Below are 22722 nucleotides of genomic sequence, written 5' to 3'. Positions count from 1 at the left end.
GCGGGAAGATGCGATGAACGACATGCTGGACGAACGATTGCAGGGGCTCGCGGCGGCACAAGCCCCGGTTGCGCTCGATGGCTTGGAAGCGCGGGTACTCGGCGCGATCGCCGAGCGGCGCACTGGCACGCGCATGGCTGGCTATGCCGCGGCCGCCGCGCTGGGGGTGGGGATCGCCAGCGCCGCGCTGCCGCCGCGCGCAGCGGTCGCGGCGCCACCCGCGCCATTGTTGGGGGAAAGCGCGCTCGCGCCCTCGGCGCTGCTGCTCGAATGACGCGGCGCTATCTGACGATCGCGGTGATCGCGTTCGTGGCCGCGCTGGCGGGGGTGTTCCTCGGGCAATGGCTGATGCCCAAGGCGCCGCCGCCGGGCGCCGAGCTCCATGCCGTCTTGCACGAACGGCTCGACCTCGACGCCGATCAGGAACGCGCGCTCGAACGGCTCGAGGCGCGGTTCGCGGTGAGTCGCCGGGCGTTCGAGGACGAAATGCGCGCCGAGAACCGTGCGCTCGCGGCGGCGATCGCTGCCGAACATGGCGACGGACCGCGCGTCGCGGCGGCGGTCGATGCGTCGCATCGCACGATGGGCGCGCTGCAAAAGGCGACGATCGCGCACATCTTCGCGATGCGCGCGCTGCTGCGCCCCGACCAGGCGGCGGCGTTCGACGCCGCGGTCACCAGGGCACTGACCGAAGCGCACCAGTGAGCGACACGGCGGGGCCGAGCGACGCCGAACTGGCGGCGGCGGCGCGCGCGGGCGACCAGCGCGCGTTCGCCGCGATCGTCACGCGGCACAAGGGCGCGCTCCACCGGCTGGTCGCGCGGATCATCGGCGATCGCGAACAGGCGCTCGACGTCGTGCAGGAAAGCTTCGTTTCGGCGTTCGGCGCGCTCGGGCGCTATGATCCCGCCCGGCCGATGGATGCGTGGCTCAGCCGGATCGCGATCAACAAGGCGCGCGACTGGCAACGGCGGCAGGCGGTGCGGCGCTTCGTCGGCGCGGTGCTGCCCTTCGCCGCCGATCGCGCCGAGGTCGCGACCGACCAGCCCGGCCCCGACCGGATCGCCGAGGGGCGCGCCGCGGTCGCCGAGCTCGAGCGGGCGATCGCGGCGCTGCCGCACCGGCTGCGCGAGGTACTGGTGCTGCGGACGATCGAGGGGCTCGATCAAGCGGCAACCGCACAGCTGCTGGGGATCAGCGCGAAGGCGGTCGAGACGCGGCTGTATCGGGCGCGTGCGCGGTTGGCCGAATTGCTTGAGGGATAAGGCCGCGGCGCGCGTATCGACGGGCATGGCATACAGGACGGGAATACGATGAGCGCGAAGATCGATCGGCGCGCGCTGTTGCGCGGTGTCGCCACCGGCGGCGCGGGCGCGGCGTTGGCGGGGTGGATGCCCGCCTGGGCGCAGACCCACCATGCGGGGCTGTCGCCCGCGCTCCCGAGCGTCTCGGGCGACGATATCCGGCTGACGATCGGGCATGTGATGCGCACGATAGACGGGCGATCTAGCCACGGCATCGGCATCAACGGTACCGTCCCTGGCCCGTTGATTCGGCTGCGCGAAGGGCAGACGGTGCGGTTGCATGTCGACAACCAGCTCGACGAGGACAGCTCGATCCACTGGCATGGGCTGATCCTGCCCTTCCATATGGATGGCGTGCCCGGGGTGAGCTTTCCCGGCATCGCCGCGCGATCGACCTTCACCTATGAATTCCCGATCCGGCAGGCGGGGACCTATTGGTATCACAGCCATTCGGGGCTGCAGGAGCAGATGGGGCATTATGGCCCGATCGTCATCGATCCCGCGGGCACCGACCCCGTCGCGTCGGATCGCGAGCATGTCATCGTGTTGTCGGATCACAGCCCGCTTCACCCGCATGCGATCTTCAAGAAATTGAAGCAGATGGGGGGCTATTTCAACTATCAGAAGCAGACGCTTGCCGATCAGCTGAAGGGCAGGGGGCAGTCCGCCGCCGAACGCGCCGAATGGGGTGCGATGCGGATGGACCCGACCGACGTCGCCGACGTCACCGGATCGACCTATACCTATCTCGTCAACGGCCATGGCCCCAAGGACCATTGGACTGCGCTGTTCCAGCCGGGCGAGCGGGTTCGGCTGCGCTTCGTCAACGCCTCGGCGATGACGACCTTCAACGTGCGCATCCCCGGGTTGAAGATCACCATCGTCCAGGCCGACGGACTCCCGGTGCGACCGGTCAGCGTCGACGAATTCCAGATCGCGGTCGCCGAGACCTACGACGCGATCGTCGAGCCGGCCGACAACCGCGCCTATCCGCTCGTCGCCGAGAGCGTCGATCGATCGGGGATGGCGGTCGCGATGCTCAGCCCGCGCGCAGGGATAGCGGCGCAAGTCCCGCCGCTGCGCCAGCGTCCGCTCGCGACGATGCAGGACATGGGCATGGGCGCGATGGATCATGGGGGCGGGGGGATGGATCATGCCGCGATGGGGCATGACGGTGCGGCGGCGCCGATCGTCGACCCGGCCTGTCCGCCCGAACATGCGCAAATGGGGCATTGCACGCCCGGCGCGACGACCCCGCTTCCCGGCGGTGCCGCGGCGGCGGCCGGCGGCATGGACCATTCGATGCGCGACTTCTCGGTGGTTCCCGACAGCGTCGCCAAGACCCCGACGGTCCAGAGCATCTCGCCGATGCCGATCGACCGCACCGGCGAACCCGGCCAGGGGTTGGCCGACGCCGGGCACCGCGTATTGGTGTATCGCGACCTGGTTGCGCTCGAGCGGAACCCCGATGTCCGCGCGCCCGATCGCGAGCTCGAAATCCATCTGACCGGCAATATGGAACGCTATATGTGGGCGTTCGACGGGCGCAAATTCTCCGAGATCACCAAGCCCATCGGCTTCCTCGAAGGCGAGCGCGTGCGCGTCAAGCTGGTCAACGACACGATGATGGGCCACCCGATCCACCTGCACGGCCATTTCTTCGAGCTGGTGACCGGGCATGGCGATCATTCGCCGCGCAAGCATACCGTCAACGTCCAGCCCGGCGGGATCGTCACCTTCGACTTCACCGCCGACGCGGTGGGTGACTGGGCATTTCACTGCCACATGCTGTACCATATGCACGCCGGCATGATGCAGGTGGTGTCGGTGCGCCCGCGCGGCGAAGCCGCATGATCGGCCTGTCGATCGCCGCTGCGCTGCTGGCGGTGCCGGTTGCGCAGGACCATTCGGCGCATGGGGCGGCGGCACCCGCTACACCCATGCCGCAGGCGAACGGCTGCACCGCCGAACACGCGGCGATGGGGCATTGCGAGATGCCCGCGCCCGCCGAGCCGACGCCGCAACCGAGCGATCCCGATTGCCCGTCCGAACATGCGGCAATGGGGCATTGCACGCCAAAGCCCGCTGCAGCGGCAGACCGCGCGGCGACCACGCTCCCCGCCGGCGACGCGCCCGCGCCCGAGATCGCCGAGGCGGATTATACCGACCGAATCTGGGGCCGCGAGGCGATGGCGCCGGTCCGGGCGGCGATCCGCGCCGAACATGGCGGCGCCAGCTTCAGCCAGATCATGGTCGACATCGCCGAGCTGCAGATCCGCCGCGGTCGCGAAGGCTATCGTTGGGAGGGCGAAGCCTGGTTCGGCGGCGACATCAACCGGCTGGTTGTGAAAACCGAGGGGGAGGGCGTATTCGGCAGCGGTGTCGAGGATGCCGAGGCGCAGGCGCTGTATAGCCGCGCGATCGGCCCCTATTTCAACCTGCAGGCAGGCGCGCGACAAGACTTTGTGCCCGGGACCCCAACCTATGCGGTGATCGGCGTCGAGGGATTGGCGCCCTATTGGTTCGAGGTCGAGGCGCATGGCTTCGTATCGACCGGTGGCGACCTGTTCGGGCGGGTGGCGGCGAGCTATGACCAGCGCATCACCCAGCGGCTGATCCTGCAGCCGCGAGCCGAACTGAACCTGGCGGCGCAGGATGTGCGGCATAGCGGCATCGGCGCAGGCCTGTCCGATGCCGAGTTCGACCTGCGGCTTCGCTACGAAATCGTCCGCGAGTTTGCGCCTTATGTCGGCGTCTCGCACGCGGTGAAGACCGGACGAACCGCCGACTTCGCCCGGGCAGATGGCGAGGGCGCTTCGTCGACCAGTTTCGTGGTCGGCGTCCGGGCGTGGTTCTGAACTGACCAGTCGCGGCGCGCCGCGCCGCGGGCTTGTCAGTCGCCGAACCAGCCGGTGTCGCCGATCGGCATGCCCGGCGGGACCGGCGGGGTGGCGGGCATCTTGTCGAGCTCGCGCTGGAGCCGTTCGTCGTCGGCGAGCAACGTCGCGAGGTGGCGACGCCAGGCGGCGTCCTCGCCCGATCCGCGCTGGCCGAAGCTGGTCGCGAGGCGTTGCAGCCGGTCGCCGATCGCCGCCGCCACTTCGGGCGAGGCCATCGGATCGCGCCCGGCGCGGGCCATGCTCATGACGGTGCGGAAGGCGATGCGGCGACCGACAGCATCCTGGCGCGGGGCGATTGCGGCGGCTTCGATCCGGTCGAACAAGGTGTAGAGGCCGGGCAGCGATGCGTCGCGGCGATGCTGTTCGACCATGCGCGCGAGGCGGGCAGGGGCAAGCAGCGAGCCGAGCGTCACTTGCGCGGCGACGTCGGCGGCGACCAGCGGATCGAACGCGGCTGCGCCCGAGGTGCGGAAGATTTCCTGCGTATATTGCGGATCGTCGCGCGCGGTGGTGGCCGACGACAGCGGCATTACCAGCGCCGCGGGCACCGTCAGCGTATCGGTCGCCAGGGTCGCGAGCATCGCGTCGATCGCCGCCAATTGCACGTCGGCGGCAACCGGGATGGCGGGCGGCTGGCCGTCGCCTGCCACTGCATAGCTATAGTCGATCCCGCCGATCAGCTTGCCCGCCGCCTCGGCGGCATAGCGATGGAGCAGCCAGACGGGGACGAATTTGCGGCGCAGGTTCGACAGCGGCTCGTCCTGCCGCAGCACGCCGGGGCCGAAATTGTTGAGCGCGACGCGGCGTACCGCCAGTGTCTGGCGAAGATGCGCGACGGGGTCGGCACCATCGTCCCACATGCTGCCCCAGGGGCTGGCGGCATCGGCCGAGCGGCCATCGACATCGGTGATGAAGCGCATGCCGCCGGCCATCGCGGCCTTGGCCTTGGCGCGGGCGGCGACGTCGGGATCGGTGCCGGGGGCGGGATCGGCATAGAGCCAGTCGACGGTGAAGGCGTCCCATTTGCCGCCGGGCGGGGCATAGGCATCGGACAGGTCGATCTGCCCGCCGGTGAGCTTCAGCCGGGGGCCGGGATAGTCCATCACCGAGGCGCGTTCCTGCGTGCTGGCGGCGAAATTATGCATGATGCCGATCGCGTGGCCGACTTCGTGCGCGCCCAATTGGCGGATTCGATCGAGCGCGGCGCGCACCGGATCCTGGGGGCCGCCGCTGCCATTGCCCGCGGTGCCGACCAGCCCTTCGAAAATGATCATGTCCTGCCGCACGCGAAGCGCGCCGATGACGACATTGCCCTTCACGATCTCACCCGTGCGCGGATCGACGATGCCGCCGCCATAGGACCAGCCGCGCGTCAGCCGGTTCGACCAGTTGACCATGTTGTAGCGCACGTCGAGCGGGTCGGCGTCTTCGGGGAGCAGTTCGGCGCGGAAGGCGCCGACCAGCCCGGCTTCGTCGAACGCGCGGGTCCAATAGTTCACGCCCTCCATCAGCGCGGTGCGGATCGGTTCGGGGGCTGCGCGATCGATATAGAAGACGATCGGCTTCTTGACCGGCGAGCGCGGCGCCGAGGGATCGGTCTTTTCGAGGCGGAAGCGGTTGGCGACTTGCTGCACCACCGGCGCGCCGAGCGGGGTGCCATAATCATAATATTGGTTGCCGCCCGCCGCCGAGCGAATGTCGAACGCGCGCGGGACATAGCCGGGCGCAGGCAGGCGGATGAAGCTGTGGTGGACGACGAAGCTGGTCTGGCGCGGTTCGGGGGACAGGCGTTCGACTTCGCGGCCCGGGGTGTCGGTCTGATAGGTCTGGAGCGCGTCGATTTCGATATTGTCGGGGAAGGCTTTGACCGAAGCGGAATCGACCGCGCTCAGGCCTTCGGCGAGGCGGAAGCCGCGCCCGCCGCCGCCACCGCCGCCCGCGCCGCCGGGGCTGGCGCCGGCGGGTGCGCCGCGGTTGAGCGTGTCGGCGATGCCGATCACGTCGCGGGTGAGGAAGGGGGCCATGTCGACTACTAGCGGACCGCGGTCCCCGGTATCGACCACCTCGAGCATCGCGACGATGCTGAAGGGGAAGCTGGTGCGCCCGCCTTCGGCCACCTTGGCGTCGCCGGTGGCGCGGAATCGGTGGTTTTCGAAGGTGACCGCGACCTTCTTGCCGATCCGGCGAAAGGCGATGATCTGTTCGCCGCCCAGCATCCCGCGATCGAGGCGGAGATCGGCCGAGCCAAGCCCGGTGCGCAGCGCGGTGGCGTAGAGATAGCGACCCGAAACGCCGTCGGCATCGGCGGCGGGGAGGGTGAAGAGCACGCGGCCATCGGCGGGGTTTGCGCGGACCGGGAGCAGGGTAGGAGCGGTCTGTTGCGACTGCGCATGCGCCGGCATTGCGCCGACCATCGATACGGCAGCCGCCGTCATCCACCATTTCATCTGCATGCGTGCTTCCCCCTTGTGATTTGCCCGAGGCTAGCATGATCGGTGTTGCGCTTTCCGGCAATCAACAGCAGTTTTGACGCGGATTGCGCCGTTATCCTGCGCGAGGGAGACGCTACTTGCCCGAAACCATCACCAACGACCTGAACTTTACCGATTTTCGAATCCTGCGCGAACTGGTCAAGGACGGCCGCGCGTCCGACGTCGCGCTGGGCGAACGGGTGCATCTGTCGAGCACCGCGACCGCGCGCCGCCGCAAGCTGCTCGAGGAGCGCGGGATCATCCAGGGCTATACCGCCGATGTCGACATGGCGAAGCTGGGCTTCAGCATTGGCGTGCTGGTGCAGATCGAACTGAGCAGCCAGGCCGAGCAGGTGCTCAACGAGTTCGAAGAGGCGGTGGTGAAATGCCCGTCGATGTCGTTCTGCAGCTTCGTATCGGGCGACATCGATTTCATCATGATGGTGCACGTTAAATCGTTCGATGATTATGACCGCGTCTATCGCAAGGAATTGTCGACGCTGCCGCACGTCGCGCGGGTGCGCAGCAGCTTCCTGATGCGCGAAGTAACGACTCGCCAGGTCGCGCCGACGGCATTGCGCGCGACCCTGGCGCGGTGACGCACGAAAGCTGCGCGCTTGCGGCGAATCACGCAGGAATCAGTCAATACTGACTTAGGTCGAGGCCTTAAATTGCCGGAAACCGGCGCGCGGCTGCTGCTACGCTGTGCAAACCGCCACGATAGCCGAGCGCGAAAAGCAGCCGGCACAATGCGGTGCAGGGAACCAAGAAACGCGAACCGCCGGGAGAGGAACACCCAAGGCCACGCATTCAAGGGGGTTCCATATGCAGTTTTCGCGCAGCGTCGCCATGCCCGACGCCGTCGTATCGCTTCACCGCCGCCGTCGCCTGCTGCTGGGCGCGGGTGCCGCCATGGCGATGTGCCTGAGCGCGCAGATCGCCGCCGCCCAGACTGCCGCGCAGACTGCCGCCCAGACTGCCGCCCAGACTGCGGCATCGCAGGCGGTTCCCGACCCGTTGCCCGCCGACCAGACCAATAGCGGGCCGGGCAAGTCGTCGCCGGGCGAGGGCGAGATGGTCAATACGCCGGGCGGCAAGCCTGAGCTGGCGACCGATCCGCTGAGCGGCGAGAGCGTGGTGCTGGACGACGGGCAGGACGACGGGCAAATCATCATCACCGGGTCGCGGATCGAGCGCGACGGCTATACCGCGCCGACCCCGGTCAGCGTGATCAGCGCCAAGGAACTGCAGACCGAGGCTCCCGCCAACATCGCCGATTTCGTCAACACGCTGCCATCGGTGCGCGGCAGCTCGACCGCGAGCAACTCGTCGGGGTCGCTGTCGAACGGGCTGGCGGGGATCGCTTCGGTAAACCTGCGCTCCCTGGGTGCCAACCGGACCTTGGTGCTGTTCGACGGGCAGCGATCGGTCGCGTCGTCGACCACCGGCATCGTCGACGTCAACACCTTCCCGCAGGGGCTGATCGAGCGGATCGAGGTCGTCACCGGCGGTGCGTCGTCGGCCTATGGATCGGACGCGGTGTCGGGGGTGATCAACTTCATCCTCGATCGCGACTTCACCGGGCTCAAGGGCGATTACGAATTTGGCGTTACCAATTATTCGGACGGGGCGAACCATAAGGTGTCGCTGACGGGCGGCTTGCCCTTCGCCGATGGGCGCGGGCATCTGATCGTGAGCGCCGAGGCGTTTACGCAAAAGGGCCAGCACACGATCGACCGCGACTGGAACCAGGCGGGCTTCTTCCAGATCGACAACCCCGCTTATACTGCGACCAACGGCCAGCCCGCGCGGCTGGTGCAGGGCGGCATCGGCACGTCGCAGTTCACCCCGGGCGGGCTCATCAGCACCGGGCCGTTTCGCGGCACCTATTTCGGAACGATCGGCGCCGGTGGTGCAAGCCTGAACCAGCTGCAGTTCGGCCCGACCAACGGCCAGTGGATGGTCGGTGGCGATTACGAGATCACCCGCCAGGGGCATCTGGGAAGCAACACGCTGATCCCCGACGAGGACCGGTCGAGCATCTTCGGGCGCGTCGAATATGAGGTGATGCCCGAGGCGACTCTGTTCCTGACGGGCAGCTTCGCGCATTACGAGGGCACCAGCTTATATCAGCAGACGCCGACCACCGGGGTGACGCTGCAAGTGGCGCCGAGCGCGGCGAATGGCGGGTTGATCAACGCCTATCTGCCCACCGCCTTCGTCAACCAGGTGAATGCCTACAACGCGACCCCGGGCAATACGCGGGTCAACACCGTCGCGATCGGGACAAGCAATGCCGGCATCCCGGCGCAGGGCAGCAACAACACCCGCGACGTCTTCCGCGTCGTCGGCGGGGTCGAGGGCGAGTTCAACGCGATCGGGCGCGAATGGCGCTGGGACGCCTATGTCCAGCGCGGCGTCGCCAAGGTCGACGAGCAGCTGACCAACACCTGGAACGTGGCGAAACTGGCGCTGGCGACCGATGCGGTGCGCGCGCCGGCGGGCAATGCCGCGGGGATCGCAGCGGGGACGATCGTGTGCCGATCGACGCTGACCAATGCGGGCAATGGCTGCGTGCCGATCAACCGCGTCGGGGTGGGCGGCGTGACGCAGGGCGCGCTCGATTACATCTTCAACGACGGCAACCAGCCGCTGCGCGAACAGACGCTGACGCAGACGGTGTCGGCGCTCAACTTCTCGACCAAGCGGCTGTTCGACAATTGGCAGGGGCCGGTGTCGATCGCGTTCGGCGCCGAGGCGCGGCGCGAATCGGTGACGGGCACCGTCGATCCGCAGTTCAATTCGGGCTGGATCTACGGCAACTACCTCGTCACCGAGGGCCAATATTCGGTCTATGAGGGCTATCTCGAAACGGTGTTCCCGCTGTTCGAGGGTGCCGATTTGAACGGCGCCTACCGGCTGACCAACTATTCGACCTCGGGAAGCGTCAGCACCTGGAAGGTGGGGCTGAGCTGGCAGCCGATCGACGATTTCCGGCTGCGCGGCACCGTTTCGCGCGACATTCGGGCGCCCAACCTGGGCGAATTGTTCGCGCCGGGCACCGCGCGGACCAACACCGTCAACGTGCCGCTGGCGGGCGGCGGCTTCCGCGCCGACCAGTTTTTGGAGCAGACGGTGGGCAATGCCGATCTCGCCCCCGAAGTCGCCAAGACCTATGGCGCGGGGATCATCTTCACCCCGACCTTCCTGCCGGGGTTCGCCGCATCGGTCGATTACTATAATATCGACCTGAGCGGCGCGATCAGCAACTATACCGCGCAAACGACGGTGAACCTTTGCTACGAGCAGGCGACCGCGCAGGCGTGCGAGAACATCACCACCAGCGCGGGCGCAGGCGTGACGACGGCGGGGGCGGCGATCACCGGCATCCGGCTGATCCCGTTCAACTTCGTCGGCATCCAGTCCGAAGGGCTCGATTTCGAAGCGAGCTATCGCCGTCCGCTGGGCGATGGGCAGCTGACGCTGCGCGCGCTGGCGACGCATTATCTGAGCCTCTACACCGACAATGGCGTCGATTTTCCGACCCAGGCGGCGGGCCAGAATAGCGGCAATACCCCCGATTGGACCTATCGCCTGACCGCCGCCTACGACCAGGGCGGAGTCGGGCTGCAACTAACCGGCCGCGGGCTGTCGGGCGGGGTGTACGACAACAGCTTCATCGAGTGCCAGACGAGTTGCCCGCCCTCGACGGTGCAGAACCGCACGATCAACGACAACCAGATCGAAGGCGCCTTCTACCTCGATTTCGCCGCGAACTATGGCTTCGAGGTGCAGGGGGCCAAGCTGCAGGCGTTTCTGTCGGTGCGCAACCTGCTCGATACCGATCCGGTGCTGGTGGGCAACGGCCCGACGGGCAACAACACGCCGGCGTATCCGCAGACCAACCGCAATCTCTACGACTTTCTCGGCCGCGTATACCGGCTGGGAATCCGCTTCTCATATTGATGCCGAACCCTGGGAGAGCATGGATGATGTCACCGATTTCACGTCTGATCGCGGCTGCGCTGGTGCCCGCGCTGACCGTCACACCGATCGCCGCGCAGGCGCAGATCGCCGCAGCCCCTGCCAATGACGCGCTCAAGGCCGAGGCGGCGGCGGGGGTCGAGGCGCAGGCCAAGCTGGTGCAGGAGATGGTCGATTCGGTCTTCAGCTTCGCTGAGCCCGGCTTTCAGGAATTCCAGACGATGGAATATCTGACCGGCATTCTCGCCAAGAACGGCTTCACGATCACCAAGGGGGTGGCGGGGATCCCCACCGCCTGGACGGCGACCTGGGGCAGCGGCGGGCCGTTGATCGCGCTGGGGAGCGACGTCGACGGCTTGCTGGGGTTGAGCCAAATGCCGGGGTCGCCGACGCTGAAACCCATCGTCGCGGGCGCGCCGGGGCATGGCGAGGGGCATAATTCGGGGATGCCGCTGGTGATCGCCGCGGCGATCGCCGCCAAGCAGGTGATGCAGAAGCACAAGATCCCCGGCCGGCTGATGCTGTGGCCCGGCGTCGCCGAGGAATTGCTCGCGACCAAGGCCTATTATGTCCGCGACGGGCTGTTCAAGGATGTCGATGCCTGCATCTTCACCCATGTCAGCAGCGATTTCGGCACCGGCTGGGGCAATATGGGCAACAACGCGCTCGTCTCGGCCGAATATAGCTTCAAGGGCAAGACCGCGCATTCGGCGGGCCAGCCCTGGGAGGGGCGCAGCGCGCTCGACGCGGTCGAGCTGATGGACATCGCGTGGAACATGCGGCGCGAGCATCTGCCGGTGACGCAGCGTTCGCACTACGTCATCACCGAAGGCGGCGGCCAGCCCAACATCGTCCCCGACAAGGCGACGGTCTGGTATTATTTCCGCGACCAGGACTTTGCCAGCGTCCGCAAGCTCTACGAAACCGGGACCGAGATTTCGAAGGCGGCGGCGATGGGGACGGGCACGACGGTCGAGCACCGGTTGCTCGGCTATGCCGCGCCCAATTTCGGCAACAAGCCGCTCGCCGAGGCAGCCTGGGCGAACATCAAGGCGGTGGGGATGCCGAGCTGGTCGGCCGACGACCAGGCGTTCGCCAAGGCGGTGCAGACCACCAACGGCCGCACCCCCAAGCCGCTGTCGACCGAGGTGCTGCCGCTATCGACCCCCGACACGCGCGAACGATCGCTGGGTGGTGGCTCCGACGATATCGGCGACATCATGTGGACGGTGCCGACGATCACGGTGCGCTTTCCGTCGAACATCCCCAGCCTGATCGGGCACAACGTGCTGTCGGCGATCGCGATGGCGACGCCGATCGCGCATAAGGGCGCGGTGTCGGGCGCCAAGGCGGTGTCGATGACGGTGATCGACCTGATGACCTCGCCGCAGCTGGTGTCCGAGGCCAAGACCTTCTTCACCGACGTCCAGCTGAAGGACCAGAAATACGACCCCGTCGTGACCGCCGCCGACAAGCCCGCGATCCATCTGAACCAGGCGGTGATGGAGCGGATGCGCCCAGCGCTGAAGCCCTATTATTACGACCCCAAGAAGCACAAATCCTATCTCGACCAGCTGGGGGTCAGCTATCCGGGCGGGGCCGGGGGGCAATAGGGTCTATTTGCAAGCGCCACACGCTGGTCCGCACCAAGCTCAAGTTGGAAGCCGGTTCGCCGATCGCGCTGCATTGGGCGATCACATCGGTCAAAAAGGGCGGGATCGTGTCGGTGGCCGGGGTATATGGCCCTACGGGGAACACGGTGCCGATCGGCAATGTCGTCAACAAGGGGCTGACGATCCGCGCCAACCAGGCATCGGTCCGCCGCCTGCTGCCACGGCTGATCGAACATGTCCGCGCCGGCCGGATCAACCCCAAGGCTATGATCACCCACCGCGTGCCGCTCGCCGACGCCTATCACATTCTCGCCGCTACGCTCGACGGCTGCATCAAGCCCGTATTGGTGCCCAATGGCGGATAATCAGAAGCAGCGCAGGATGCTTGCGGCCAAGACCGAGAGCGCCGCGCTCGTCGACACCGCGAGCATCGTCGGCTGGGCGGTCGATGCCGATGATCGCAACGACCCGACCTACCCGATGCGCGACCAGTCGCAGGATCACGGCCTGAACGCCGCCGGGCGCCGCCGCCGGTCCAGCATCCCGACGTCGAGATCCTGCAGTCGACCGAACATATCCGCCAGCCCGCGGCAGTCGGCACCTCGACCCCGCCTGCCGGCGTCGGGGGCGCGATCCGCCGCGTCGCGTTCCGCTACAGCGAATCGAATTGGATGCACTGGCTGCTGCTGCTCGGCGCCGACCGGATCGATGTAATCAAAGGGATCGTTGAGGATATGGCGCATGCGCGCATCCCCAACATCCCCGCCGAAATCGGCATCCGCGCCGAATGGCAGCACAACAAGCCGGCCTTGCCAAGAAGGTGGCGGTGCTAACCGCGGTATCGGCCGCGGTGGTCTTTTGGATGAAGTCGGGAAAGACACGACGTTCGACAGTTCCAAACCAGGTGGATCTGATCGAAACCCCATAGACTGTACCGCTGGTGCTTCGCTGTCATAATCGGCAGAGCGGCGACCGCCACTTGGGGCCTTGATGAATATCCGGAATAGGCGACAGCAGGATTCCCGCAGCGGAAGGTAAGCACGCCGCGACCGAAGAGCTTGGCCATATCGAAATGCTCGCTACCGCGGCCGCGCTCGATCTGCACCGCAGCTATGGCGCACGCGGCGATAAGGTGCCGCTGCGTGCCTCGGCCAAGAAAGCGGTGCCGGTTATCCAGCAACATGTGGCCGCGGCGCAGAAGATGCAGCGCGGCGGGCACGCCGGCCATCGCGGCATGTAGAGGGCGGCTCGTCGGGGGCGGGCGCCTGGGCACCTGTACCTTCGAGCAACCTGATAACCCCCTCGTTGTCGACAATCATGGTGGTATCGGCCGGCCGAGCGCGAGGGAATTGTCCTATATGCCCGGATGAATTTGTCCCACTTTTGCCCCTCGCGGCGAGGGCTCTGAGGCCAATCCGCTGGAATCGCTGAGATCGGCGAAACGGCACGCGGCTTGCGTTGTTCCCCGGCGAAAGGGGGCAGCGGTCCATGGCCGATTTCGGGGTGATCAGCGACGTTTCGGCGACCCTTGTCGATGCCCTGATCGACGCGCTCAGCACCTTGCCCACTTCCCCAGTCGCCGAGCTCCATAACCTCCAGGGAACAATCACCACCGCGCCGCCTAAGCTTGCGATCTGCCTGTACGAAGTCAACGAAGACGCCACCTCGCGCAACCAGCCGATGCACCGCAGTCCGCTGCCCGCCGGGCTTCGGGTGGCCAAGCCGCCAATGGCGCTGACGCTGAAATATCTGCTGACCCCGTTCGCGAACACCCCCGAGGATGAACAACGCATCCTTGGCCGGGCGATGCAGGCATTGTACGAGGACGCGATCTTCTCGGGGCCCGATCTGCGCGGCAGTGCTGCGCCGACGGGGCTGGTCGGTTCTGCGGATATCCTCACCGTCACGCTCGATCCGCTGACGCTCGAGGAACGTTCGCGGATATTCCATTCGATCCAGCAGCCCTACCGGCTCTCGCTCAGCTACCAGGTCCGCGTCGCCAACATCCATCCGCGCGAGGATCGCCGCGTCGAGCTCGCGCGCAGCCGCAGCTTCGATCCTGCGATTCCGGCAGGCGCATGACCCAATGGCGGGTCATCGAAGCCGAACGCCGCACCGATCATTGCCCGATCGCGCTCGAGCTGCGCGACGAATTCACCGGCGGCGCGCTGATCGGCGACGCGCAGGTCGCGCTCGACATCGAACAGGCGCCGACCGTCTGGGCGCCGAGCGATCGAAAACCCGTCCGCACCTCGAGCGGGCTGTTCGTCTTTACCGGACTCGGCCGTTCCGTCGACCCCGTGGTGATGCCGAGCTTCCGCGTGCGCGTTCGCATCACCGCCACCTATTACCGGCCGCGATACCGGACGACCGCCGACGGGCTCGAATTCGATGTTTTGACCTACAACGACGCCATGCCCCCCGCATCGCTGCCGCTGATGCCCGAAATGGTGCTGATGCTGCCGACCTCCTCCTATCCGTTCGGCGGCTATGTCCGGGTGCTGCGCGGGCGCATCCTCGATCCGCTCGGCGATCCGGTCGCGGATGCGTTGATTGATGCAGACGGGGTCGAGCGGGTGATGAGCGATGCCAGGGGCGGCTTCTGCCTGCCGCTGCGGTGGCAGGCGCCGGGGGCATTCGTCGCGGTGACCGTCGATCATCCGCGCCGCGGCCTGAGCGCCGTCGCTGCCTTCAGCCTGCCCGCCGACCTGATTGGGAACCACGACATCACCGTCACTTGAACCCAGGATCGTGCCCCGCGCACATCGAGAGGAGCCAGACATGCCAGAATATCTTGCCCCCGGCGTCTATGTGGAAGAAATTCCAAGCGGCCCCGTTTCCATCCAGGGGGTGGGCACCAGCACCGCTGGCATGGTCGGCCTCACCGAACGGGGGCCGCTGCAGCCCCGGATGGTGACGGGCTGGGGGGACTACCAAGCGTGGTTCGGTGGCCTGATCGATCCCGGCGTGTCGTTCCTCCCCTGGTCGGCCAAGGGCTTTTTCGACAATGGCGGCCAGCGGCTGTTCGTCGCCCGTTCGGTGCGCAGCGATGCGGTCAGCGCAGCGCTCGACCACGCCACCGCGGCGGCACCGCAAACACTGCTCGTGCAGGCGATGGGCCCCGGCGCATGGGGCAACAACATCTTCCTGCGTATCCAACCAGGCGACAATTTCGACCCAATGAACCCGCCTGCGCGGCCGCCGATCACCGTGACGGTGCTCTATTACGAAACGCTGCCACCGCTGCCCTTGGTCGATCCGTTCGCCGCGAGCGAGATCGCCAATCCCGATCGGCGCGTGCCCGACGTGGTCGAGCAATATGAAAATGTCGGTTGGCATCCTGACAGCGCCGATTTCTTCGTCCCCTTCATCAACGCGCGATCGAAGCTGATCGATATCGACTGGGGCGATCCGACCCAGCCGCCGGCGCGACCCGACGACCTCGCCTTCGCGCAGCTCGCCGACGTGTCCGGTGAAGACGGCGTCGCGTCGCCCGCCGCCGCCGATCTGCTCGGCGACAGCTCGGTGCCGCCGGGTACCCGCACCGGGCTGGCGGGGCTGGGCGATATCGACGAGATCGCGATCCTGGCCGTTCCCGATCATGCCAACGGCACGCTGTTTCCCGACGTCGCCGATCGCGACACGCTACGCGACGAGCTGATAAGCCAGTGCGAATTGCTTAAGGATCGCTTCGCGGTGGTCAGCGTCGAGGCCGGGCAGGGCGATGTGGCGGCATTGCGGCCACCGCGCGACAGCTCCTATGCCGCGTTCTACGCGCCGTGGATCCGGGTATTCGATCCGCGCACCAGCGACACGATCCTGGTCCCGCCGGCGGGACATATCGCGGGCATTTATGCCCGTACCGATGTCGAGCGCGGGGTGCACAAGGCGCCTGCCAATGAAGTGGTGCGCGGGATGATCACCACCGACATCAACGCCAGTCGCAAGCCGCTGGAATTCACCTTCGGCAAGCGCGAGCAGGACATTGCCAACCCGCGCAGCGTCAACGTGATCAGAGACTTCCGTGCCGACCGGCGGGGCATTCGCGTCTATGGCGGCCGCACCATGTCGTCCGACGCGACCTGGCGCTACGTCAACGTCCGGCGGCTGCTGCTTTATATCGAGGAATCGATCGACGAGGGCACGCAATGGGTGGTGTTCGAGCCCAATGACGAGCCGCTCTGGTCGCGTGTGCGGCAGAGCGTGGGCAACTTCCTCGACCTGACTTGGCGCTCTGGCGCGCTGCAGGGCTCCAGGCGCGACGAAGCCTATTTCGTCCGATGCGACCGCACGACGATGACCCAGGCCGATATCGATGTGGGACGGCTCATCTGCAACATCGGGGTCGCGCCGGTGAAGCCTGCCGAGTTCGTCATCTTCCGCATCCAGCTGAACACCACCACAACATCCTGATGAAGGAGACCGGCTCATGCCTGCCGTCATTCGCCCAAACCCTTATCCTTCGTATAATTTCCTCGTCACCGTGAACGCCATCTCGAACAACGGCCTGGCCGCTGCCGGATCGTTCACCGAGGTGAGCGGGCTCGAGATCGAGGTGGCACCGATCGAGTATCGCACCGGCTCCGAAGGCACGACGACGCGCAAGTCGGCGGGGCTGAGGAAATACACGAACCTGACGCTGAAGCGCGGAATCACCGGCGACCTTGTCTTCTGGAACTGGATCCTCGCGGGAATCCAGGGGACGATCCAGCGCGCCGACGGCTCGATCGTCATGCTCGACGAGAATCGCACGGAGGTGATGCGCTACAATTTCGTGCGCGGATGGCCCTGCAAATATACCGGGCCGGGCCTCAACGCCGCGAACAACGAAATCGCGATGGAAACCCTCGAGATTTGCCACGAGGGTCTGGAAATCGACGTCTAGGATGGCGACACGTCCACTCCCTGACGGCGGCCTGCCGCGCGTGACGTTCGAGGCCGGACCCGCGCCCGTGCTCTCGCCGCTGCGCACCGATATCGCCATCTTCATCGGCCCGGCGCGCTGGGGCCCGGTGGGGGTGGCGACGCGGATCGACTGCTGGCGCGCCTATGAGGCGGTGTTCGGGGGGCTGTGGGCGGAGGCGGACACGCCGTACGCAATCCAGGGCTATTTCGATAATGGCGGGCTGATCGCCTATGTGCTGCGCGTCGCGCCGGGGGCGTTGCCCGCGACCGGGACATGGCTGGCGGTAGAAACCCCGGGTGCGTTCGCGCCCGAGGCTTTGGGCAGGACGCGGCTCACCATCGTCGCGGCAACGCCGGGCCGCTGGGCCAACGAGCTGAGCGTGCGGCCGACGTACCGGCGCGGCGATGATGACGCGCCGCTGTTCGATTTCGACATATTGCTCGCCGGCCGGATCCGCGAACGGCTGTTCGCGGTGCCCGCCGCGACCCTTGAGGCGGAAGTCGCCGCGCGGTCGGCGACGATCCGGATCGTGCCCGAAGTGGCGGCGCCGATCATCGGCGCGCAACTCGGCGTTGGACCGCTGAGCCGCCGCTGGGCGGAGGTGCCGCTGGCAGGCGGGACCGAGGGCGATGCGCCCACACGGACGCAGTATTGCACCGCGCTCGACGACGCGATGGCTGAGCAGGAGCCGGCGATGACCGTCCTGCCCGATCTTCATCGCCAGTTCGATGCCGAAGGCGCGGCGGCGGTCCTACTCGCAGCCTCGCGCCTGTCCGACGCGAAGCTTGACCGGCTGGTCATCGCCGACGCCCCAGAAACAATCGAGAACGCCGTCGACGCGACGCGGTGGATCGAGCGCTTCGCCGGCGATCCCGCGGTGCACCGGGCGCTGGCTACCTATCACCCCTGGATCCGGGTCAACGATCCGCTCGGCACCAGCAACGCGCCGTTGCGCACCATTCCCCCGTCGGGCCATGTCGCCGGCGTCGCGAGCAGCATCGATCGCGCCAAAGGCCCCTATGTCACCCCCGCAAACATGGCGTTGGAGGGGCCGGTCGATCTGTCGCGGCGGCCTGGCGATGTCGAGCAAGGCGCGATGAACCTGCTCGGGGTCAACGCGCTGCGCTGCCAATCGGGGCGTGGGATCGTGGTGTGGGGCGGGCGGATGCTGCGCACCGACGACGCGTCGCCGCGCTTCGTCGCGCATCGCCGCCTGATCGCGCGGCTGACGCGGGCGCTGCGCCGCGTCTGGGAACCGATGGTGTTCGAGCCCAATGACGACATGCTGCGCTACGCGATCGCGCGATCGGCGACGACCTTGCTCGCCGAGGCCTTCCACGCCGGTGTGCTCAAGGGAACGCGGCCCGACGAGGCATTTCGCGTCGACATCGGCGAGTCGCTGAACGACGCCGCGGCGCGCGAGGCGGGGCGTGTGATCTGCGAGATCTCGATCGCCCCCGCCGTACCGATGGAATTCATCCACTTCCGCGTCGGGATCAACGCCGAGGGCAATGTCGAGATGATCGAGCAATGAGCGCGCGTGCAACCCGCCCCCGAACCGCAAGAGGAGCATGGTGATGCCCGGGATCGAGACCGAAGACGAACTGAAGCAGAAGATCGCCGAAACGCAGGCGGAGCTGGACAAGGCGAAAGCCGATCTGGCCGCGCTTCAGGCTGCGACCAAGGCCGACGATGCGTTCGTAAAGCTGTGGAAGGCGTACGAGAAGGCGCAATTCGAGCTCGAAGCCACCGACGATGCGCTGCGCGAGAACCAGGCCGAGGAGCAGACGAGGCTTGCCGCCAAGCTGAAGGACAAGGCCGCCGAGGTCGATGCCGCCGTTGCCGCCGCCGAGAAGGAAGTCACCGATCGCCAGACGGCGCTGGATGAATCCAAGGTCGCGGTCGCGGCACAGCAAGCTGCGGTCGATACGGCGAAGAAGGCGCAGGACGCGACCAAGGCAGGTGTCACGCTGCTCAACGATGCGGTGAAGCTGATCCAGGCCAAGCACAAGACCGCCGATGCCTTGCGGCTTCAGGCCGTCGCGGCGCGCAAGGCAGGCAACGTCGCGCTCGCGTATTATCTGATCAAGACAAGGACCCCTGCGGTGCTCGACAATCCGCCTCTGGTCCTCGAATCGAACGACTATTTGCAGGCGATCAAGGATGCGGCGGCCGCCGATGCGGTCGCGGTCAAGAACATCGCCAGCGCCGAGGCCTTGCTGAAGCTTAAGAAGGAAGCGCAGATCGAGGCCGAGAAGAAACTGGGGGCGGCGGTGAGGGATCTTCCCGCCACGATCGAAGAGGTGCTCGCCGAGATCAAGGTTCCAGCGCCCACGCCGACCCCGGTACCCACGCCGGCGCCGACCCCCGCACCGGCACCCGGACCCGCACCCGCACTCGAAGTGGGGACCCCAGGATAATGGACGACGTCCAGAACGCCTTCCGTTTCCTCGTGCTGCTCGACCCGTTCGACGTGTTCATCCCGCGCGAGCTCGCCGCGCTGGCGCTTGAGCGCGCGCCCGGCGCCTTCCAGCGCTGCAGCGGGCTGGGAGCGACGCTGGATGTGACCAGCTACGCCGAGGGCGGGCGGAATGACTATCTCCACCAATTGCCCGTGCGGCACGAGTGGGGGCGGATATCGCTGTCGCGCGGAATCGCGCGCGATCCGGTGTTGTTCGCCTGGTACGAGGCGGGGCTGTTCGGGTCGCTGGGCGCGCGGCGCGACGGCGCGATCGTCATGCTGGCGCGCAACAGCATGGTCCCGACGATGGTGTGGACCTTCACCGCGGGGCTGGCGGCGAGCTGGTCGGGACCGGAATTCGATGCGGAGCAGGACGGGCTGGCGATCGAGCGGCTCGAAATCGCGCATGAGGGGCTGAAATGCGTGCCCGGTGCCGGGCTGGCGGGGGTCGTCTGATGATCCGCATCGACCAGCTCACGGTGAACGTCACCATCGAGGGTGAGGCCGAGGCCGCCGAGCGCGGATTCGCCCGGCTGTTCGACAAATATTCGGCGCTGCGGGCGGGCAAGATCGCGCGCGAGGCCGAACGTTCGGACATGATGGCGCGCGACCGCGAAGTCGCGCCGATGGCGGGACGGCGCTGATGGACCTCAACCCGCCCAATCTCCCGTTCCTCGCCGTCGGCGGCAAGTTCGAATCGGCGCTGCTGCGGATCGTGGTTCCCAATATCCCGAACCCCAAGGATCGCGACATTCCGCTGCGCTTCAATCCGACCAGCTATCAGCTGCAAAAGGCCAACGAATTTTCGCAGATCGCGATTCCGGGGCTCGAGACTCCGCCGATCCAATATATCCGTGGTGGCGCCGAAACGCTGAGCTTCGATGCGTTGCTCGACACCTCGGACACGCAGAAGAATGTGCGCGATGAATATGTCGATCGCATCGCCAATCTGATGCGGATCAATTCGGAGCTGCACGCGCCGCCGATCGTCCAGTTCATCTGGGAATCCGAGATTTTTCAGGGCGTGGTTGCCAATCTGAGCGTCAACTATGTGCTGTTCACGTCGCAGGGTATTCCCATTCGGGCCGAGGCGAGCCTGTCGCTCACTGCCTATCGCCCGGTCGAGGTGCAGATTGCTGAGCGACCGCGCAACTCGCCCGATGTCGAGAAGAGCCGCACCGTGCGACGCGGCGATCGGCTCGATCAGATCGCCGATGGCGTGTATCAAGACCCGGCACGCTGGCGCGACATCGCCAGGCGCAACGGCATCACCGATCCGCGCCGGCTCGATCCTGGCCAGGTGCTGCTGCTCCCGCGCATCGTCAGCGGGCGGCGGACATGAGCTTCTTCCCCGGCACGATCGAAGGCCTGCCGCCCACCGGCTATTATGCCCCGGACTTCCTTGTCGAGGTCGAAGGTCAGCCGCTCGATCCGGATACCAAGGGCGACGTGCTGTCGCTCAAGATCGTCATGGACCTCGAGAACATGACCAGTGCGGAGATCCAGCTTAACAACTGGGACGACAAGAAGATCTGGTTCAAATATTCGGATCAGTCGGGCCTTTATGTGGGGCGCCGGGTGCATGTTCAGCTCGGCTATGCCGGGCGGTTGATGTCGATGCTGCGCGGGCGGATCAACAGCCTTGCGCCCGAATTCGCCAGTTCGGGTTCCTCGACGCTGAGCATCGGCGTGCTCGACAACATGCAGTTGCTCAAGGACCGGCGGCCGAGGGAGGACGAAACGCGTCAATTCCTCCACATGACCGACGGCGACATCGCCCGCGAGATCGCCAGGCGCAACACGCTCGAGCCCGACATCGACGCAGGGGGCGTTACCCATGAGGAAGTTATTCAGGGCGAGCTGGACGATGCCCAGTTCCTGCTCCAGCGGGCCCGCCGGATCGACTATGACTGCTATATCTTCGTCGATGCTGCCAGCGGCCAGGCTACCTTGCGGTTCGGCGCACCGCGCGACGAACGCAACGCCGGGCGAATGCGCGAACATAGGTTCGCATGGGGTGAATCGCTCAAGAGCTTCACCCCTACGCTGACCATGTCGAACCAAGTCGCCAAGGTCACCGTACGCGGCTGGAACGAGGATACGATGGAGGTGGTGAGCTACACCGCCTCCGCCGGCGACCTCGAGGGCGCGTCGGGCGGGACCGGGCCGGGCAACGCACAGGAAGCGGTTGGCGGGCGCGAAGACGTCGTGATCGGCGCGGCGGTGCGCACGCAGGAAGAGGCCGAGATGCTGGCCAAGTCGCTGCTGCGCCGGCGCGCGTATGAATTCATCACCGGCAAGGGCTCGATCATCGGTCTTCCGGACCTGCGCCCCGGCGACAATATGACCATCTCCGAGCTCGGCGACCGGTTCAGCGGGACCTATTACGTCACCAAGGTCGAGCACTTGCTCGATTCGGGCGGCTATTCGACGAGCTTTGAGGTTCGCAAATCCTATGATGGAGGCGCGGGATGAATGCGCCAGCCAGCGATTGTCGGTTCGGCGAAGCGGTCGAATCCTATTTCGGCCTCTATACCGCCATCGTCGATAACGACCAGGACCCCGAGGGCCGTGGCCGGGTAACGCTGCGCCTGCCCTGGATCGGGAAAACCTTCACCACCCAATGGGTGAAGGTCGCGCAGATCTACGCGGGCAACGGCTATGGCGCATATTGGATCCCCGAGCCGAAGGACCAGGTCATCGTCGCCTTCCTGCGCGGCCAGCTGCGCCATCCCATCGTCATCGGGTCGCTCTACAGCAGCAACGTGATCCCGCATGCGGCGCGGAAGTCGGGCAAGGACCCCAAATATTTCCGCACCAAGGGCGGCCACATGCTGCTGATGGAAGACGGCACCGGCAAGAAGATTGAGCTCATCGACTCCACCGGCAAAAATTCGGTGCTGATCGACAGCACCGCCAACACCATCACTGTGAAGGCCCAGGCCGACGTCAAAGTCTCGGGAGGGGCGAATGTGTCGGTCGAGGCAACCGGCAACCTCACGCTCAAGGGCGCGGCGATCAAGATCGAGGCTACCGGCGCGGTGACCGTGTCAGGCGCGACCATCAATTTGAACTGAGGAGGG

Annotated in this window: 23 protein-coding genes; 21 read left to right on the top strand and 2 right to left on the bottom strand. The window is 66.5% G+C overall.

Annotation, left to right across the window (positions count from 1 at the left end):
• The first annotated feature begins 13 nt into the window (after positions 1-13).
• Genes OKW76_RS04610 through OKW76_RS04590 form a run of 5 tightly spaced genes read left to right on the top strand, consistent with a single transcriptional unit; the run spans position 14 to position 4162 of the window.
• Positions 14-274: a hypothetical protein gene (locus tag OKW76_RS04610; RefSeq protein ID WP_265551554.1), complete on the top strand. Its 261-nt coding sequence runs from the start codon at positions 14-16 to the stop codon at positions 272-274.
• Positions 271-705 carry a periplasmic heavy metal sensor gene (locus OKW76_RS04605; protein ID WP_265551553.1) on the top strand — a complete coding sequence of 145 codons (435 nt, stop codon included), beginning with the start codon at positions 271-273 and terminating at the stop codon, positions 703-705. Before OKW76_RS04610 ends, OKW76_RS04605 begins: the two co-directional genes overlap by 4 nt.
• On the top strand, positions 702-1265 hold the full coding sequence (locus tag OKW76_RS04600; RefSeq protein ID WP_265551550.1) for an RNA polymerase sigma factor: 564 nt from the start codon (positions 702-704) through the stop codon (positions 1263-1265). The genes OKW76_RS04605 and OKW76_RS04600 overlap by 4 nt, the downstream gene beginning before the upstream one ends.
• Positions 1266-1313: 48 nt before the next feature.
• A complete protein-coding gene (locus tag OKW76_RS04595; RefSeq protein WP_265551548.1) occupies positions 1314-3158 on the top strand; it encodes a copper resistance system multicopper oxidase in 1845 nt (614 codons plus the stop codon).
• Complete coding sequence (locus tag OKW76_RS04590; RefSeq protein ID WP_265551545.1) at positions 3155-4162, top strand: copper resistance protein B; 1008 nt, start codon at positions 3155-3157, stop codon at positions 4160-4162. The genes OKW76_RS04595 and OKW76_RS04590 overlap by 4 nt, the downstream gene beginning before the upstream one ends.
• A gap of 35 nt (positions 4163-4197) precedes the next feature.
• Here the strand turns inward: OKW76_RS04590 and OKW76_RS04585 are convergent, their stop codons facing one another.
• Complete coding sequence (locus OKW76_RS04585) at positions 4198-6657, bottom strand: zinc-dependent metalloprotease (protein ID WP_265551543.1); 2460 nt, start codon at positions 6655-6657, stop codon at positions 4198-4200.
• A 116-nt stretch (positions 6658-6773) separates the two neighbouring features.
• Between OKW76_RS04585 and OKW76_RS04580 the strand changes: the two genes are divergently transcribed.
• The 4 genes from OKW76_RS04580 to OKW76_RS04565 all read left to right on the top strand — a co-directional run bounded on the left by OKW76_RS04580 (position 6774) and on the right by OKW76_RS04565 (position 12637).
• The gene (locus OKW76_RS04580; protein WP_265551541.1) at positions 6774-7274 is read left to right on the top strand and encodes an Lrp/AsnC family transcriptional regulator; all 501 of its coding nucleotides are present in this window, start codon (positions 6774-6776) and stop codon (positions 7272-7274) included.
• Positions 7275-7500: 226 nt separating this feature from the next.
• On the top strand, positions 7501-10641 hold the full coding sequence (locus OKW76_RS04575; protein ID WP_265551539.1) for a TonB-dependent receptor plug domain-containing protein: 3141 nt from the start codon (positions 7501-7503) through the stop codon (positions 10639-10641).
• Positions 10642-10667: 26 nt separating this feature from the next.
• Positions 10668-12272 (top strand): amidohydrolase, encoded by a 1605-nt coding sequence (locus OKW76_RS04570; protein ID WP_265552769.1) that lies wholly within the window; start codon positions 10668-10670, stop codon positions 12270-12272.
• Positions 12273-12316: 44 nt separating this feature from the next.
• Entirely contained in the window at positions 12317-12637 is a 321-nt protein-coding gene (locus OKW76_RS04565; RefSeq protein WP_265551537.1) for a hypothetical protein, read from the top strand.
• Between the two features lie 135 nt (positions 12638-12772).
• Here OKW76_RS04565 and OKW76_RS04560 read toward each other — a convergent pair whose 3' ends face one another.
• Positions 12773-13015 (bottom strand): hypothetical protein, encoded by a 243-nt coding sequence (locus OKW76_RS04560; protein ID WP_265551535.1) that lies wholly within the window; start codon positions 13013-13015, stop codon positions 12773-12775.
• Between the two features lie 329 nt (positions 13016-13344).
• Between OKW76_RS04560 and OKW76_RS04555 the strand changes: the two genes are divergently transcribed.
• The 12 genes from OKW76_RS04555 (at position 13345) to OKW76_RS04500 (ending at position 22716) form a co-directional block, all read left to right on the top strand.
• Complete coding sequence (locus OKW76_RS04555; RefSeq protein ID WP_265551534.1) at positions 13345-13512, top strand: hypothetical protein; 168 nt, start codon at positions 13345-13347, stop codon at positions 13510-13512.
• Between the two features lie 248 nt (positions 13513-13760).
• Positions 13761-14354, top strand: a complete 594-nt coding sequence (locus OKW76_RS04550) for a DUF4255 domain-containing protein (RefSeq protein WP_265551532.1) — start codon at positions 13761-13763, stop codon at positions 14352-14354.
• Positions 14351-15013, top strand: a complete 663-nt coding sequence (locus OKW76_RS04545) for a hypothetical protein (protein WP_265551530.1) — start codon at positions 14351-14353, stop codon at positions 15011-15013. Before OKW76_RS04550 ends, OKW76_RS04545 begins: the two co-directional genes overlap by 4 nt.
• Positions 15014-15053: 40 nt before the next feature.
• On the top strand, positions 15054-16685 hold the full coding sequence (locus OKW76_RS04540; protein ID WP_265551528.1) for a phage tail sheath family protein: 1632 nt from the start codon (positions 15054-15056) through the stop codon (positions 16683-16685).
• Between the two features lie 16 nt (positions 16686-16701).
• On the top strand, positions 16702-17157 hold the full coding sequence (locus tag OKW76_RS04535; RefSeq protein ID WP_265551526.1) for a phage tail protein: 456 nt from the start codon (positions 16702-16704) through the stop codon (positions 17155-17157).
• 1 nt (position 17158) lies between these two features.
• Complete coding sequence (locus OKW76_RS04530; protein ID WP_265551523.1) at positions 17159-18712, top strand: phage tail sheath subtilisin-like domain-containing protein; 1554 nt, start codon at positions 17159-17161, stop codon at positions 18710-18712.
• 43 nt (positions 18713-18755) lie between these two features.
• Positions 18756-19598: a hypothetical protein gene (locus OKW76_RS04525; protein WP_265551521.1), complete on the top strand. Its 843-nt coding sequence runs from the start codon at positions 18756-18758 to the stop codon at positions 19596-19598.
• Positions 19598-20095, top strand: coding sequence for a phage tail protein (locus tag OKW76_RS04520; RefSeq protein ID WP_265551520.1), 498 nt, complete (start codon positions 19598-19600; stop codon positions 20093-20095). The genes OKW76_RS04525 and OKW76_RS04520 overlap by 1 nt, the downstream gene beginning before the upstream one ends.
• On the top strand, positions 20095-20283 hold the full coding sequence (locus OKW76_RS04515; RefSeq protein WP_265551518.1) for a hypothetical protein: 189 nt from the start codon (positions 20095-20097) through the stop codon (positions 20281-20283). Before OKW76_RS04520 ends, OKW76_RS04515 begins: the two co-directional genes overlap by 1 nt.
• Positions 20283-20981 (top strand): LysM peptidoglycan-binding domain-containing protein, encoded by a 699-nt coding sequence (locus OKW76_RS04510; protein ID WP_265551516.1) that lies wholly within the window; start codon positions 20283-20285, stop codon positions 20979-20981. Before OKW76_RS04515 ends, OKW76_RS04510 begins: the two co-directional genes overlap by 1 nt.
• Positions 20978-22114, top strand: coding sequence for a phage late control D family protein (locus OKW76_RS04505; protein ID WP_265551514.1), 1137 nt, complete (start codon positions 20978-20980; stop codon positions 22112-22114). Before OKW76_RS04510 ends, OKW76_RS04505 begins: the two co-directional genes overlap by 4 nt.
• Positions 22111-22716, top strand: coding sequence for a phage baseplate assembly protein V (locus OKW76_RS04500; RefSeq protein WP_265551512.1), 606 nt, complete (start codon positions 22111-22113; stop codon positions 22714-22716). Before OKW76_RS04505 ends, OKW76_RS04500 begins: the two co-directional genes overlap by 4 nt.
• Positions 22717-22722: the final 6 nt, after the last annotated feature.

Origin of the sequence: Sphingomonas sp. S1-29 (assembly GCF_026167545.1) — a bacterium.
Lineage (GTDB): Bacteria > Pseudomonadota > Alphaproteobacteria > Sphingomonadales > Sphingomonadaceae > Sphingomonas.
The sequence above is the reverse complement of the archived record's forward strand: the minus strand, read 5'-3'. Positions and strand labels throughout refer to the sequence as shown.